This window comes from Paraburkholderia sp. J76 (assembly GCF_905220295.1).
GTDB lineage: Bacteria > Pseudomonadota > Gammaproteobacteria > Burkholderiales > Burkholderiaceae > Paraburkholderia.
Genome location: NZ_CAJMZJ010000006.1, coordinates 265,078 through 280,151 on the forward strand (window position 1 = coordinate 265,078; position 15,074 = coordinate 280,151).

15 protein-coding genes are annotated in these 15,074 nt (G+C 66.2%); 5 read left to right on the forward strand and 10 right to left on the reverse strand.

What is annotated here, in order from left to right; all coding sequences use genetic code 11:
- The first annotated feature begins 8 nt into the window (after window positions 1-8).
- A complete protein-coding gene (locus U5768_RS14395; protein ID WP_322031071.1) occupies window positions 9-2,018 on the forward strand; it encodes an acetyl/propionyl/methylcrotonyl-CoA carboxylase subunit alpha in 2,010 nt (669 codons plus the stop codon).
- A 91-nt stretch (window positions 2,019-2,109) separates the two neighbouring features.
- On the opposite strand, the gene U5768_RS14400 is transcribed toward U5768_RS14395, so the two are convergent.
- Both U5768_RS14400 and U5768_RS14405 read right to left on the reverse strand, forming a co-directional pair.
- Complete coding sequence (locus U5768_RS14400; protein WP_322031072.1) at window positions 2,110-2,955, reverse strand: helix-turn-helix transcriptional regulator; 846 nt, start codon at window positions 2,953-2,955, stop codon at window positions 2,110-2,112.
- A 36-nt stretch (window positions 2,956-2,991) separates the two neighbouring features.
- On the reverse strand, window positions 2,992-3,549 hold the full coding sequence (locus U5768_RS14405; RefSeq protein WP_322031073.1) for a carboxymuconolactone decarboxylase family protein: 558 nt from the start codon (window positions 3,547-3,549) through the stop codon (window positions 2,992-2,994).
- A 246-nt stretch (window positions 3,550-3,795) separates the two neighbouring features.
- On the opposite strand from U5768_RS14405, the gene galU reads away from it, so the two are divergent.
- From galU to U5768_RS14420, 3 genes are all read left to right on the forward strand, one after another.
- A complete protein-coding gene (galU, locus tag U5768_RS14410) occupies window positions 3,796-4,740 on the forward strand; it encodes a UTP--glucose-1-phosphate uridylyltransferase GalU (RefSeq protein ID WP_322031074.1) in 945 nt (314 codons plus the stop codon).
- Window positions 4,741-4,900: 160 nt separating this feature from the next.
- Window positions 4,901-5,638 (forward strand): response regulator, encoded by a 738-nt coding sequence (locus U5768_RS14415; protein WP_322031075.1) that lies wholly within the window; start codon window positions 4,901-4,903, stop codon window positions 5,636-5,638.
- Window positions 5,635-6,963, forward strand: coding sequence for an ATP-binding protein (locus U5768_RS14420; protein WP_322031076.1), 1,329 nt, complete (start codon window positions 5,635-5,637; stop codon window positions 6,961-6,963). Before U5768_RS14415 ends, U5768_RS14420 begins: the two co-directional genes overlap by 4 nt.
- A gap of 22 nt (window positions 6,964-6,985) precedes the next feature.
- On the opposite strand, the gene U5768_RS14425 is transcribed toward U5768_RS14420, so the two are convergent.
- On the reverse strand, window positions 6,986-7,462 hold the full coding sequence (locus tag U5768_RS14425) for a carboxymuconolactone decarboxylase family protein (protein WP_322031077.1): 477 nt from the start codon (window positions 7,460-7,462) through the stop codon (window positions 6,986-6,988).
- 96 nt (window positions 7,463-7,558) lie between these two features.
- On the opposite strand from U5768_RS14425, the gene U5768_RS14430 reads away from it, so the two are divergent.
- Window positions 7,559-8,035, forward strand: coding sequence for a MarR family transcriptional regulator (locus U5768_RS14430; RefSeq protein ID WP_322031078.1), 477 nt, complete (start codon window positions 7,559-7,561; stop codon window positions 8,033-8,035).
- Between the two features lie 3 nt (window positions 8,036-8,038).
- Here the strand turns inward: U5768_RS14430 and U5768_RS14435 are convergent, their stop codons facing one another.
- From U5768_RS14435 to U5768_RS14465, 7 genes are all read right to left on the reverse strand, one after another.
- The gene (locus tag U5768_RS14435; RefSeq protein ID WP_415913900.1) at window positions 8,039-8,806 is read right to left on the reverse strand and encodes a CDP-diacylglycerol diphosphatase; all 768 of its coding nucleotides are present in this window, start codon (window positions 8,804-8,806) and stop codon (window positions 8,039-8,041) included.
- A 160-nt stretch (window positions 8,807-8,966) separates the two neighbouring features.
- A complete protein-coding gene (gene iaaH, locus U5768_RS14440) occupies window positions 8,967-10,421 on the reverse strand; it encodes an indoleacetamide hydrolase (protein WP_322031079.1) in 1,455 nt (484 codons plus the stop codon).
- Window positions 10,422-10,477: 56 nt separating this feature from the next.
- Window positions 10,478-11,398, reverse strand: coding sequence for a ferritin-like domain-containing protein (locus U5768_RS14445; RefSeq protein WP_322031080.1), 921 nt, complete (start codon window positions 11,396-11,398; stop codon window positions 10,478-10,480).
- Window positions 11,399-11,462: 64 nt separating this feature from the next.
- A complete protein-coding gene (locus tag U5768_RS14450) occupies window positions 11,463-11,702 on the reverse strand; it encodes a transcriptional regulator (RefSeq protein ID WP_322031081.1) in 240 nt (79 codons plus the stop codon).
- 365 nt (window positions 11,703-12,067) lie between these two features.
- Window positions 12,068-12,727: an NAD(P)H-dependent oxidoreductase gene (locus U5768_RS14455; RefSeq protein WP_322031082.1), complete on the reverse strand. Its 660-nt coding sequence runs from the start codon at window positions 12,725-12,727 to the stop codon at window positions 12,068-12,070.
- A 363-nt stretch (window positions 12,728-13,090) separates the two neighbouring features.
- A complete protein-coding gene (locus U5768_RS14460; RefSeq protein ID WP_322031083.1) occupies window positions 13,091-13,426 on the reverse strand; it encodes a hypothetical protein in 336 nt (111 codons plus the stop codon).
- Between the two features lie 249 nt (window positions 13,427-13,675).
- Window positions 13,676-14,917, reverse strand: coding sequence for a cyanate transporter (locus tag U5768_RS14465; protein WP_322031188.1), 1,242 nt, complete (start codon window positions 14,915-14,917; stop codon window positions 13,676-13,678).
- Window positions 14,918-15,074 lie beyond the last annotated feature (157 nt).

Genomic DNA, 15,074 nt, shown 5'->3' on the forward strand with positions numbered 1-15,074 from the left:
GACAGCACATGTTCAACAAAATCCTGATCGCCAACCGCGGCGAAATTGCATGCCGGGTGGCGGCTACTTGCAGGCGGCTTGGCGTGAAGAGCGTGGCCGTGTATTCGGACGCCGACGCGAACGCCAAGCACGTCGCGGCCTGCGACGAAGCCGTGCATATCGGCGAAGCGGCCGCGGCGCAAAGTTATCTGCGTATCGAGCGCATTATCGAGGCGGCGCGCGCCACGGGTGCGCAAGCCATTCACCCCGGCTACGGCTTTCTTTCGGAGAACGAAGATTTCGCCCACGCGTGCGAAGCGGCGGGCATCGTCTTCATCGGGCCGCCGGTCGAGGCGATTGCCGCCATGGGCTCGAAGGCGGCCGCGAAAGCGCTGATGCATACGGCGGCCGTGCCGCTCGTGCCGGGCTACCACGGCGACGACCAGGACCCCGCGCTGCTTCAGCGCGAAGCCGACGCGATGGGCTACCCCGTTCTGCTCAAGGCGAGCGCGGGCGGCGGCGGCAAGGGCATGCGAGTGGTCGAGCGCAGCGAAGACTTCGCAGCGGCGCTGGCCTCGTGCAAACGCGAGGCGGCCAGCAGCTTCGGCAACGACCGGGTGCTGATCGAGAAGTACCTCACGCGCCCGCGCCACGTCGAAGTGCAGGTGTTTGCCGACAGGCAGGGCGGCGCGGTCTACCTGCTCGACCGCGATTGCTCGGTGCAGCGCCGTCACCAGAAAGTCCTCGAAGAAGCGCCCGCGCCGGGCCTCGAAGACAACGTGCGCCGGGCCATGGGCGAGGCTGCCGTGGCGGCCGCGCGCGCCGTGCATTACGTGGGCGCGGGCACGGTCGAATTCATCATGACGGGTGCCGACTTCTACTTCATGGAGATGAATACGCGGCTGCAGGTCGAGCACCCCGTCACGGAGATGGTCACGGGCCTCGATCTCGTTGAATGGCAATTGCGCGTGGCCGCGGGCGAGCCGCTGCCGCTCGAACAGTCGCAGCTTTCGATCACGGGCCATGCACTGGAGGCGCGCATTTACGCGGAAAACCCGGCGCGAGGTTTCCTGCCGTCCACGGGCACGCTGAAGCATTTGCGCATGCCGGAAGGCGTCGAGTTCCGTCTCGGCGAAGCGGGCCAGCGCGCGAACGTGCGCATCGACAGCGGCGTACGCGAAGGCGACACCATCACGCCGTTCTACGATCCGATGATCGCCAAACTGATCGTGCACGGCGCGACGCGAGAGGACGCGCTGGCGCGCATGGAGCGGGCGCTCGAAGCGTGTGAGGTGGTGGGACCGCATACGAACGTGGAGTTTTTGCACCGGCTCGTGACCTGCGAGCCGTTTGCCAAAGCCGATCTCGACACGGGCCTGATCGAGCGTCACCACGACGCGCTCTTTTCACCGCAGCAGAAGCCGGTTCGCGAAGCGCTTGCGCTCGCGTGCGCGGCGCTCCTCGGCCGCGAGGGCGGCGCGGCGCATGGCGCTTCGCCGTGGCAGTCGCTTTCGCATTGGCGCCTGAATAGCGGCTTCGCCCAATCGCTCTCCTGGAGAGACATTGAAAGCGATACCGCGTTCACGGTGGCGCATACGCACGACGGCGGCGAAGAGACGCTCGGCTACGCGGGGCACGAAGCGCGCTATACGTGGTGGCGCGGGGAGGGCGCGGACGAATACGGCGCGACTATCGGCGACAAACGCGTGACGGGTCGCGTATTCATCGACGGCGACGTGTTTCATGTTTTCTGCCTCGGCACGGCGATGGCGTTCGAATGGCAGAACCTCCTTGCGCACGCCGCCGACGCGGAGCACGGCGAGGGCCGCCTGACCGCGCCCATGCCGGGCAAGGTGATCGCGGTGCTGGTGGAGCCGGGCGCCGTGGTCGAGAAGGGCGCGCCGCTCATCGTCATGGAAGCGATGAAGATGGAACACACGATCGGCGCGCCGGCGGCTGGTAAGGTCACCGAAGTATTGTACGGCGTAGGCGATCAGGTGGCCGACGGTGCGCAATTGCTCGTGCTCGAAGCCGCCTGAAGCGGCGTGAAGCGTTTTGCCCTGGGGCGCTCCGCCGCGGCGGAGCGCCTTTTTTTTCGCGCGTGCGCCTGGGGGGGCGCCTGGTAATCCCTCAACGCTCCTTAGCCTGCGCCGCGAGCAGTTCCCGATGTTGCGCTTCGGTCTCGTCGTCGGCGGGGAACATGCATTCGAGGCGCAATTCCTGCGCGGCGACGTTTTGCGGCGTGCCCACGCTCGTCACCATCGAAAAATAGCGAAGCACGCGGCCGTCGCTGATGAAACTCAGTGGAATGACGGGCAGCGTGGGCGTGCCGGTCGATCCGCGATGCGCTTTCCAGTCGCGCGGTACGCCGGGGTACGCGAGCAATTCGTCGAGCAGCGCGCGTGTTTCGTCGTCGATCACGCGGCCCACCGCTTCGCGATAGACCCGTTGCAGCAGGCTGCGCGACACATTCTCCCAGTCCGCGAGAAAGGGGCGCATGCCCTTCGGATCGAACATCAAATGCAGCATGTTGCGCCGGCCTTCGCGCGCCGCCATATCGATGAAGCGGCCGAAGAAGCGCGGCGCGGCGTCGTTGGTCATCAGCACGTTCCAGTGCCGGTCCATGACGATGGCCGGAAACGGATCATGCTGTCGAATAACACGCTCCAGCGCGCGCACGACGTGCTGCATTTCCTGCGCGTTCCACGGGGCTTCCGAATAAACCGGCGCATATCCCGCCGCGAGCAGGAGGGCGTTGCGCTCGCGCAGGGGTACTTCGAGCGTCTGCGCGAGGGCTAGCAGCGTGTCGCGGCCCGGTACGCTGCGCCCGCTTTCGATAAAGCTGATCTGCCGCTGGGAGATTCCCGCGTCCAGCGACAAATCGAGTTGACTCACGCCACGCGCATCCCGCCAATAGCGCAGCAGGGAGCCAAGGTCGTTTTGCTGCGCATTGGGGGCGGCGGGCGTGGGGCTCATCGGTTCTCCGGGTTGATGTGGGCGACGATAGCGGACTTACGCCGCACGCGCACGCCACGCGTATTGCTCGAACTGCGCTTCGAGCGCCGGATGCGTGACGCTCGCCGCGTAGTTCGTGATGGTCGATGCGGCGACGACCGCAATCACTTCCAGCGTTTGCTCGGCGCTGAAACCCGCATCGAGAAAGCGCTGTTGATCTTCGCCGCAGATGCGGCCGCGCTTTTCGATCAGCGTGCGCGCAAGCATGGATAGCGCGGCTAGTTGCGCATCCGTGGGCGCGCGGCCGTGGCGCATCGCTTCGACATCGGCGGGACTCACGCCTTCCTTCAAGGCCAGCGCCGTATGAAACGCCACGGGCCATTCCGATGCATTCGTGACCGCGTTGGTCAGCAGCAATGTCTGGATCTGCGGCTCGGTCAGGCTGCTCGAATGCACACGCTGAAACACGCTGAGAAAGCCGCTGATCAGCACCGGCGAAGCGGCCATTTTCGCCGCGATGTTCGGGATCATGCCGAACGTCTGCTGCAGTTGCTGAAGGGCGGGTTGCGATTGGGCGGGCGCGGACTCGATCGTGTACTGGGTGTAGATGGACATGCTGACTCCTCGTTGTTGAGCGCCGCCCGATTGGCGGCGCGACAGGCAAAGAGTAGAAGCGGCGGCGCGGTTCGCCAATTACATGCCATGTAATCGCCGTGCGGCGCGGGAATTGCGTGCCGATGCATATGCAGCAAAAAACAATGCGATCATGGTGTCTGGCTTTTAGCAGACCTATCTCTGCGGGGTCGGATTATAAATCTTGCTGTGGTCTCGATGCTTCTCTCTACCAGACGTGAGGTCATCATGCTTGGTGTTCGTAAAGCTGTGTTCCCGGTGGCGGGAATCGATACGAGCTTTCTGCCCGCGACGAAGGCGAGTCCGAAAGAAATGCTGCCGGTTATCGACAAACCGCTCATTCAATATGCCGTTGAAGAAGCGATCGGCGCAGGCATTACGGAACTGATCTTTGTGACGGGCCGTGGAAAACGCGTCATTGAAGATCATTTCGACAGGTCCTATGAAGTCGAACATGTACTGAGGGCGCGCGGCAGGCAAAATCTCGTCGAACTCGTGGAGGGCATCAAGCCGGCCAATGTCGAATGCGTGTACGTTCGGCAAGCCGAACCGCTCGGTTTAGGGCACGCCGTGCTGTGCGCGGAAAAGCTCATTGGCGACGAACCGTTTGCGGTCGTGCTCGCCGACGATCTGCTCGACGGCAAGCCCCCGGTTCTCGCGCAAATGGTCCATATATTCAGTCATTACGATTCCTCGGTGCTCGCCATTGAAGAATTCGAGTCGTGCGAGTCGACGAGTTATGGCGTGATCGACGGCCGACATTGGGACGAGCGCGTGATCAGCGTGACCCGCATCGTTGAAAAACCTACGCCGGAACTGGCGCCGTCGAGGTTCGGCGTGGCCGGGCGTTACGTGCTTATGCCGAGTATCTTCGAGCATTTGCGCGCGTTGAAACCGGACGCGAACGGCGAAATTCAACTCACGCCCGCCATTCACTCGATGCGCGAAGAGGAGCAGGTGCTGGCCTACGAGTTCGTCGGCAAGCGTTACGACTGCGGCACCAAGCTCGGCTATGTGCAGGCGACGGTCGACTTCGCCTTGCGGCATCCGGAATTGCGGGAGACTTTCGACGCGTGGCTGCGCGAGCGTATGGGCGCGGCGCAACTGGGCGCATGGACGACAGGTTCGCTGCTGAGCCAGCCGGTTGCTGGTGCGCGCAGACTCGCGCACTGAACCATGCCCCGTTGCATAGGACAATTGAACGATTCGCGAGATTCGCGAGATTCGCGAGCCTCGCGGCGGCGATTCCGCCCTTTTTCAAGGGCGATGCGAGGAAAGGAACGGTAAGAAACGGCGCAAGGTTCCGGCCGCCTCGCTGCTTTAAAATCGCGGGATGAACCCAAGCGTCCTCATTGTCGACGACGATCCCGTCGTGCGCGACCTGCTGAGCCGCTTCTTGCGCTCGCATAATTTCGATACCGCCGTGCTGCACGACGGCGTCCACCTCCAGCGCCGCCTCGAGCGCGAGCGTCCGTCCATTGTGGTGCTGGACATCATGATGCCGGAAACCGATGGCCTCGAGGCCATTGCGGCCTTGCGCGCGGCCGGCGACGATATTCCGGTTATTTTCGTCACGGCGCGCGGCGCGGTGGGCGACCGCATTCGCGGGCTTTCGCTCGGCGCGGACGACTATTTGCCCAAACCCTTCGATCCGCACGAACTGCTCGTGCGCATCCAGAACATCTTGCGGCGGCGCGGTCCATCTACGGCCAGCGCGCCGGAAGCGCGGCGTCGCTACCGGTTCGGCGACTTCGAACTCGACTTCACGATGCGCACGCTTTCCTGCGCCGACACGCAAATTCCGCTTAGAGAAAGCGAATTCGCGTTGCTGAAAGTCTTCGCCACGCACCCGTACAAAGTGCTTTCGCGCACGCTGATCCACGATATCGTGCATCGCGACGAGCGCGAGTTTCACGAACGCAGCCTCGACGTGCCGATCTGGCGCTTGCGCCGCGTGATCGAGACGGACCCGTCGAATCCGCGCCACATTCAGACGGTGCGCGGCAAAGGCTATATATTCGTGCCCGATCCGGCGAATTATTCGGAGGCGCACGGCGCAGCCATTCAGTGAGAAGTCCGTTGAATACGCTGTTCGGCCGCATGGCGTTGCTCTCGGCGGCGGTTTTGCTTTCCATGCAGCTCGGCTGGTTTTTGCTGCTTGCGCGCCAGCCGCCGCGCCATGAGGTCGATGGTTTCGCGCGCGGCGTGCTGCTCGCGCTGCGCGTGGCGAGCGAAGAGCACGCGGGCGGCGGCACGCTGCTTCCTCCGGTGCATCCCGGCGGTGCGCTCGAACCGCCGAAGGAGCGCGACCTGAGCGACGTGCTGCGCGTGCACCGCGTGCCGGTGTGGAACGTGCCCACGGACGTGCATCTGCACGAACCTACGCAGCGGCCGCTAGTCGATTTGACGCGCCATCTCCGCGAACAATTGCCGCCCGGCACGACGTTCGCCGTGGATGAGGCGCGCCCGCCGCAACTGTGGGTGCGCTTTCCCGGCAGCACGGCATGGGTCGTCGTGCCGGTCGATATTCCGCCGCCGCCGCATTTTGTCATCGAAGGGATTTCGATGCTGCTGGCGGCGCTCACGCTCTCTTTCCTTGCTGCCTGGCAGATCCAGAAGCCGCTCGCGGGTCTCGCGCAGGCGGCGCGCCGGTTCGGCACGGGCGAGCGCATTGCGCCGCTCGAAGGCCGAGGGCCGCGCGAACTGCGCGACGTGAGCGCGTCGTTCAACGACATGATGCGCTGCGTGAACGAAGCCGAAGACGACCGCGTGGTGATGCTGAGCGGCATCGCGCACGATCTCAAGACGCCGCTTACGCGGCTCAAACTGCGCGCGACGCTGATGGCCGATGAGTCGGAGCGCAACGGCATGCTGCGCGACGTCGATTCGCTCACCCACATCGTCCAGCAGTTTCTGGAGTTCGCGCAGCAGTCGCCCGATGCGGGCAAGCTAGTGAGCGTCGATGGCTTTTTGCAAAGCCAGTTTGGGAATCCTGATGAAATCGAAGGCGGCAACGGCCCGCTATTCGCGCTCGATTTGCGGGCCGGTCCGCGTTTCGAGCTGCCGCAGGTCACGCTGGACCGGCTCGTCACGAATCTGGTCGATAACGCGCTCGAGTATGGCGCGCCACCGGTCGAAATCTCGACGGCGATTGAAAACGGATCGTACCGCCTACGCGTGCGCGATCACGGCGCGGGCATCGAGCCGGAACGGATTGCGACCGCCATGAGACCGTTCGTACGCCTGAACGCGGCGCGTGGCGGCGAAGGCCACTGCGGCCTCGGGCTGGCCATCGTCGCGCGGCTCGTGCGCGACAACGGCGGTCAATGCAGCGTCGGGAACCATGCCGATGGCGGGTTGCTCGTGCAGCTTGACTTTCGCGTCGCGCACGGCTGATACGCGCGTTGCGCGAACTTCCTCAGCCCGCTTCGTCGCGCACCGGTGGCGCAAAGCGCAGCGCCACGGCAATGCGGTTCCACGCATTGATGTTCGCCACGGCAGCGGTCAGGAAGGCCATCTGCTCGCCTGGAAATTGGCGCGCCACTTCGTCGTAAAGCGCATCGCTCACGCCTTCATGGAGTTTCGCGCTCAGCGCTTCGGTATAAGCGAGCGCTGCGCGTTCGCGCTCGCTGAAGAATTGCGGCGCCTCGTGCCACACGGCCACAAGATCGAGCTTCACGCCCGGCACGGCTTTTTCGCGGGCGATATTGAGGTGGTACTGAATGCAGAACGCGCAACCGTTGATTTGCGAGGCGCGGATTTTCAGCAGTTCGGTGAGCGGCTTTTCGAGCCCGGAGGCGTCGACGGCCTTGCTCATGGCCGAGAGCGCGGCGGCCACGGGGGCGGCCTCGCGCACGAAAGTTTCGTAGGCAATGCGGGGAGAAGCGCTGGGCATGACTGGACCTCGCGATGTTTGGCGGTTAATATCAGAGCACGAACATAATATTCGAACTCTGACATCATGCGCAAGACAGCGAAGAAAGACCCGGCTATGAACAGGGGCGCGCAAGCGAGCGTCATTCCGGAAGTGGGCGAGGGCAAGCGCGGCGAGGCGGGCTATTTCGGCTACCTGCTGCGCCAGGCGGGCGCGGCGCACCGTTTGCGCATGGAGCGCGCGCTCGACGATCTCGGCGTCACGCCACCGCAGTTCGTCGTGCTGACCCTGCTGGCCGCCTACCCTGGCATCTCGGGCGCCGATCTCGCGAGGCTCGCCGCGCTCACGCCGCAAACGGTGAGCGTGATCGTCGCGAATCTCGAACGCGGCGGCGCGATTGCGCGCCGTCCGCACGCGGTGCACGGGCGCATTCAGCAGATCGACGTGACGGGCGACGGCGAAGCGCTGCTCAAGCAGTGCCGCGCGCGCGTGAAGAAGCTGGAAGCGCGCATGGCCGCGGGCTTCACGGCCGAAGAAGAGCAGGTGATACGGCGCTGGCTGGTGAGCGTCGCGCGCGAGGACGACGCGGGCTAGGCGCTAGTTCGCCGCGCTTTTCGCTTGCGTGAGGCTGCACGAATGATCGAGCAGGCCTTCCGCCGTGCCGGTTCCGCCATCGACGTCGAGCCCGCTGTTCACGACGAGCCAGCCGTCGCGCTGCGCGTCGGGGCCTGCGGCGGTCACGAGTATCGTCTGCATGGCCATGGTCTGTTTAGGCCCGAGAGCGCGCTCGACCACGCGAAAGGGGTTGTTGCCGTCCGAGAGGCTCGTCACGCGCGTGATGCGGTAGCGCGAGCCGTCGAGCGTGGTCCAGCGCCACGTGCCCGGCGCGATATCGCCATACGGCGCGAGCGCTTTCGTCATGTCGGGGCGCATGCAATCGACGTGAATATGCAGTTGATTCTGCGTGCGTCGCTCGGAGGAATTGATTTCGGCGCCGAGTTGATTGGCGGCGAGCGGCATGCCCAATTTCGCCTCGACGAAGCGCCCCGCGCCCCACGCCCCTACCCAGTATTCCGGCGCGCCGCCGTAAAGAATCTCGGGGCTTTCGATGCCGGCCACGCGGTCGGTGGGAATCAGGAGATATTGCGCGCGTCCCGCGATGTCCTTGAGCACGGCATAGCGCTTGTGGAAGTCGACGGTCGTGCAGGGGCCGGGCTGGCCCTTGTCGCGCATGTTCGGCACGCACTGGCCGCCGACGACTTTCCAGAGGCCGTTGGAGTCGACCGCGGAGAGGCGCACGCAGGCGCCGGTGGTGGCGAGCGCAACGACTGCCGCCGTGGCGGCGGCAAGCCGGGACATCCGCATGAAAGGGGCAACGCGCAAGGATCGTATTGGCACGAGGTGTCGGGGTTCGGTCGATCGGATGCGCCGCGGCGCACGGGGTGACAAAAAGTCAGCGCGCAGTGTAGCGCAATGCCCGTGACCCTTGCTCTCGCGCGGTTGCCCCGGTTGCCGATGCCTGTGCTCAAATCTCCGGGGCGCTCAGCGTTCCCAGAATCGCTTCGAACGCAAGGCCGATCGCGAGCAGCCTTCGGTCGCCGCCGGCCGGCCCGTCGAGTTCGAGCCCGACCGGCAAGCGAGCGTCGATCAGGCCAGCCGGAAGCGCCAGGCCCGGAATGCCGGCGTTGCTCGCGGGATCGGTGTTGCGCAGATAAGCCTCCATCTCGTCGATCGGTGCCGCACCGTCGATCGACACGCGCGACGACCCGTTCAGCTCGTCGATCGGCACGGCGGCGAGCCGCGTCGTGGGAAAGAGCAGCGCGTCGAGACCGCCCGCCGAGAAGGTCTGCGCATAAAGCTGCTGCAGACGCGGCCGCCATACCGTCATCGCGGCGTGGTAGTCGCCGCCGCGCGCATCGGCGAGCACGGCGTCGTAGGCCGCGCGCACGTCGGGGCTCGCAATACGCGCGGCCACGGCGGCCACGCTCTGTGCGCCCGTGTGGTTCGCCGCGAGCCATGCGGCGAGATCTTCGATAGGTTCGTGCAGCGCGATTGCGTAACTCACGCGGTCGTTCAGCGCGAGCAGTTCGCTCATTTCGACCGGCACGAACGTGACTCCAGCGGCTTCGAGCGTCGCGAGCGCGGCGCGCGCGACGTCTTCGAGCGCGGCTTCGAGCCCTTCCCAGAGCGGCGCGGGCAGGCCGATGCGCAGATTCGTCACGGCGGCCTGCGAGAGCGGACCGTGCCCCGTGATCACGGCGTCGAGCAGCGCGACATCGGCTACGGTACGGCCCATCGGCCCGACCGTGTCGCGCGTATGGCTGATCGGCACGACGGCGAGCGGATCGTGATAGCGGCGTTGCGTGCCGCCGTCGCCCACGCTCGGGCGCAAGCCGACAATGCCGCATAGCGCGGCGGGAATGCGCGTGGAGCCCCCGGTGTCGGTGCCGAGTCCGGCGGGCACGATGCGCGCCGCAATGGCGGCCGCCGTGCCGCCCGACGAGCCGCCGGGAATTCGTTCGGGGTCCCAGGGGTTGCGCACCGGTCCCGCATGCGGCGCGAGGTTCGTGCTGGTGATGCCGAACGCCAGTTCGTGCATGTTGGCCTTGCCGAGCAGGATCGCGCCGGCATCGACAAGACGTTGCACCGAAGGTGCGTGACGCGCGGGCAGGAAATCTTCGAGCGCGGGCGTGCCCGCCGAGGTCTGCAGGCCGCGCGTATTGATGTTGTCCTTCACGATCACGGGCAGGCCCGCGAGCGGCAGCCGCGCGCGCTCGCTTGCGCCGAGCGCGTCGATGCGTTGCGCGGCGGCGAGCGCGCCTTCCACGTCGAGCACGGTGAACGCATTGAGATTGGAGAGCGCTTCCGCGCGCGCGAGCAGCGTCGCCACGTAGTCGGCGGCTTTCAGTTGCCCCGCGTGGATGGCCTCGACGGCTTGCGTCGCGCTCAGTTCCAGTTGCTGGTCGACAGTCCAGGTCATGCAGCGATCTCCTCGTGCGGCCATGCGGCCATGCCGGCAACGGCGTTACCTTGGCGCTACTTCTTCAAGAGGCGCAGCGCGAAGCGTGCGAGCGCGGGGACGAGCGTCGGCCGCAACAGGCGCGCGTCGTAGCCGCTCATGCGCGCGTCGTTTTCCGCGAGGCAGAGTTCGATCAACTCGCGCGGTTCGAGCGAGTCGCCCAGCACCTCGCGGTTCGCGGGCAGGAAGTTCGAGTCGCGCGCGTGGCCCTCGGCGTCGATGCCTCGCGCGATGGCGAGCCGCTCCCACACCAGCATGAACCAGATTGCGGCGACGCGCACGGCGTGCCACGGCCTGCGCCACCATGGCATGGTCTTGCGATACCACGTCACCCAGTTCACGAAGAAGAGGATATGGCGCGCCTCTTCCTGAATCACGGGCTCGAAGGTATCGACGAGGTCTGCGGGAAAAAAGCCCGAGCGCTGCGCGGAGCGAAACAGGCCGAACGCGAAGAAGCTGTCGATACATTCGCTATAACCGGTGAACATCCACGCCCATTCCGACTTTTTGGGCGGCGGATACGGAGGTTCCGGCGCAAGTTCGATGCCATAGGCCTGCACGAGGTGCGAGAGCACGACCTTGTGGCGCGCCTCCTCGGCGGCGTCCATTTCGATCGCTTCGCGTAGCAGCGGGTCGCGCAGTGTTTGGGCGTAAGTCTGCACGCGAATCGAGGCGCGGCCCTCGGTCTGCACGGCGATGTCCCAGATCGGCAGCGACGTGAGGCGCCGGAGCGCGTCGGGCTCGAGCTTTGGCCAGTCGAGCACCGCGGGGCGGTAGGGATCGTGGGTGTCGAGCAGCATGCGGCAGAACATCTTGCGATGTTCGTCCGATCCGATCTTGATGGGCCCTGGCGTGGCGTGAGTCCAGCGCCGCAGCGCGGTGTCCTGCTCGGACATGAAGGCTGCGCCTTCGTCCGGATGCGTCAGGGTATCGGACATGAGCGTCTAGAGATGAACGGGGTATGACTCCTATTCTGTCACAACAGTAAGGAAGGGGGCGCGCTCACGCGCAGCGGCGCTGCTGCTCGATCCACATGCGCGCCCAGCGGCACGCGTAGGCGAGCGCGTGCCGTTCTTCGAAGAAGTAATCGAGTTCGTCGAAGGAATGTTGCCAACCCGGTTGCAAACCCGGTTGCGCGTCCGTCTGCGTGCCAATGGTGAGATTGGCGGCGAAGAGTCCGTTCGGGAGCTGCTGCGCGCTGGGGGCGACGACGTAGCCTTTGTAGCGTAATAGTGTGTGCATGACCGCGCTTCCTGCTGATCGACTGCTGATTCGGTCGGATTCTCTCTGCGTGACGCGTATGTTTCGCTGTCCATACATTGCGCCGGCACGGACCAGCGTACGGGCCGCCGCAGGCCGATGGAACCAATCTTTCGTCGCAAGCAAATCACGTGTGGCCTGGAACGGTCAGCAGCATGATCGGGATGAGGCGAGGGGAGAATCCGGCTTCAATGTGAACCGGGCGCAAGGCGCAGTCTGTGGGATGGCGCACGCGAGGCGCATCGCGCGACGCTGGCAATGTGGGCCAGGGAACGTTTCCCGCCCCGCACGCGCGGCGGCGGCGTGTGAGGCGGCGTGCGGGCAGGCAGGGGAAATCGTGGCGTGCGTCAGACAGCGAGGCTCAGGCGCTTTTCGGTGCGGGTCGCGTTCGCGGCGTTCGCGAACGCCGTCGCGGGCTGGCCCTGGCCGCCGAACGCAAGCGCGAACTGCGCCGCCTGACGGCCGACCGTGGCAAGCTGTTCGGCGACTTTCGCGTCGGAGCACTGCTGCGCGCTCTCGAAGCGCGTTTCGAGCGTGTTGATGCCCGCGCCGAACGGCGTAGGCCAGCCGCGCAGCGCGTGCACGATCGAACGCAGCGAGGTCAGCACCGAGCCCGCGGCCTGCCAGCCGTAGGCCGTGACGATGCAGCCCACGGCGCGGCCGTCCAGGTAAGGGCGGTGGTCGGCGCGCAGTTCTTCGAGCGTGTCGAGCGCGTTCTTCACGAGCCCGGATACGCCGCCGTGATAGCCGGGCGTCGCGATGACGACGGCGTCGGCGGCGCGCACGGCTTCGATCAGTTCGAGTTGCGCGTCGGTGCGAGTGGCGGCTTCGGGCGCATAGTGTGGCAGCGTGTGCAGGAACGTGCCGCCGAACAATTGCGTACGCGCGCCGGCTTCTTCGGCGCCGCGCAGCGCGAAAGCGAGCGCGCGCTCGGTCGACGAAGCGGCGCGCGTAGTGCCGCCAATGCCCACCACGAGCGGGCGGCGTTGCGAATCGGAAAAGCTCAAGGCGACTCCCTGAAATGCGATGAGGCGTGGGTCGAGCGTTATGGCGCGAACCAGCCATGAAACCTCAAAAGGGTCATCTTAGAGAGCGCGCCGTGCTGCGCGAAACGACTTTTTGTTCTAACCATATGCCCGCAGCACTACGTTGCGCAGTGCCATGCGGCCCGAAATGCATATGCCAAACCATTGGTTGGGCGCGCGGCGGGGCCGGGCTACGATGAACCCGTCTCCTCCATGACATCTCCTTGACATGGGATTCGGCCCCGCACCTCTCCGGTGACGGGGCTGTTTTTTTTCTGGAGACGGAAAGGGGCGGCGCTTCGAAGTCTGCGAGGCCTTGGGTTATCTGGTGCGGCTACGCGCGGCTCACACTGTGAGCACGTTGCCGTCTGGGCCGATTTGCGGCGGAATTTCCGGCAGGGTTCCGTTGCCGGGCGCGGTGCGCACGGGGGCGCCCGGCGTGGCGGGCAGCGTGGGCGCGGGAGCGCGCACTGCCGGTTCGGCGACCTTGCGGGTGGTGAGTTTGTCGGCGGAGGCGAGCTTGCGCTTCGTGCCGCGATGCGCCGCCTTCTTGCCGGCATTGCCCGCATGCGCCGAGGGCGTGCGCGCTTCCGGCGGATTCCAGATTTCGATGTAGTGTTCCCCGGCGAGCGCGGTGGACGCGAGGACGCCCAGCAAGGTCCCCGTGATGAAGAATCGCACGTCGTGTTCTCCGTTTCGATGTACTGGCCGGGCCGCGCCACGCAGCAAGAGGCGATGGGGCGGCATGACCCGGCGCGGCGACCGGGGGCACGAACGGCCGGCTGCCACGCACTGTACATTCATACAGGCGCTTATGCAAACGTTTCACGACGTGCTGCGGGCGATCTGTTGCATGGGCGCGCCGCGGCCCTGCGGGGAGCCTCGCCGGGCTTGCGCCGGAGCGGAATCCGACCGGCGTTTAGCGCAGGCTCAGGCGTCGAGCGCAGCCCGCTTCTGCGACCCCGCTCCATCGGCCGCCGAGCCGGACGCGGCCGGGCCATGGACGCCAAGCCACCGCCCGTAGCTGTGCGGCGAAAAGGCGAACGTGAGCACGATCATCGCGCTGATCGATACCGCGAGCATGATCCACGCGCCCGTAAAGCCGCCCGTGATGTCGCGCACGCGCCCCGCCACGACGGGCGCGAGCGCCGCGATCACGAAGCCCAGACCCTGAACGAAGGCGACGAGGCGCGCGGCCACGCGATGGTCGGCCGAATGATCGAGCGCGGTGACGAGCGTGACCGAGAACACGCCGCCAAGCCCCGCGCCCGCCGCCGCGACCCACACCAGCGGCGCAGCCTCGGGCCAGGCGGCGAGCCCGATCACGCCGGCCAACTGGGCGCACAGGCCCAGAATGAGCCACGGGCGCCTGTCTGCGAACGCTGCCGCGGCCAGCGGCAAAAGCAGCGCGCTCGCGGCCTGAAACACGGTCATCGCGGCGAGCAGCGAGCCGCTGGCCTCGACGCTCGCGCCGTGTTGCTGGTAATAAGCGGGCAGCCACGCGACGAGACTCGTATAGCCGCCGTTGACGAGCCCGAAATGCAGGCCAAGCGTCCACGCCCGGCGCTTGCGCCAGACCGGCACCGTCGCCGCGCGGTCATGTTCGTGCGAGGGCGCGGCGGCGGCCTGCTGCGCGCGCTGCCCGCCGCCGATCCCGCCGTTCAGCGCCCCCCAGATCGCGAGGGCGGCCAGCGCGGGCAGCGCCCACACCGCAAGCCCCGCATGCCACGAACCGGCGACGCGCGCGACAAGCGGGCTCAGGCTCGCGCCCAGGCCGCCGCCGCCCATGATCGACGCCGAGAACAGCCCCATGGCGAGCGGCACCCGTGCGGCGAAGCGCTGCTTCATGACGGCGGGCAGCAGCGCCTGGATGGCCGCGACGCCCGCGCCGGCCGCAGCCGCCGTGAGCATGAGCGCGCCACCGCTAGTGGCGAACGCGCGGGCCGCGCATGCCGCGGCAATGGCCGCGAGCCCGAGCGCGACGCCGCGCGTTTCGCCGAGCCTGCGCGCGAGCAGCCCGGTGCCGAACGCGCCGAGGCCCATCGCGACGACGGGCAGGCTCGTGAGCAGCGAAGCGCCGTAGAAGCTCAGACCGGTGTCGTTGCGAATGGTCGTCATGAGGGGGCTGATCGAGGTGAGCAGCGGCCGCAGATTCAGGCCGATCGCGACGATGGCGGCGTACCACGCAAGTACGCTGGTCGTCTCGACGGCCGGCGATCGGGAACGAACGGAACGGTTTTGAGGGTTCAATGCGGTCAACCTTTTTACTGCTGCATGGTTGACCATTATACAAAATAATTGTCAACAATCAGGCTGGAGCCGCTATGTC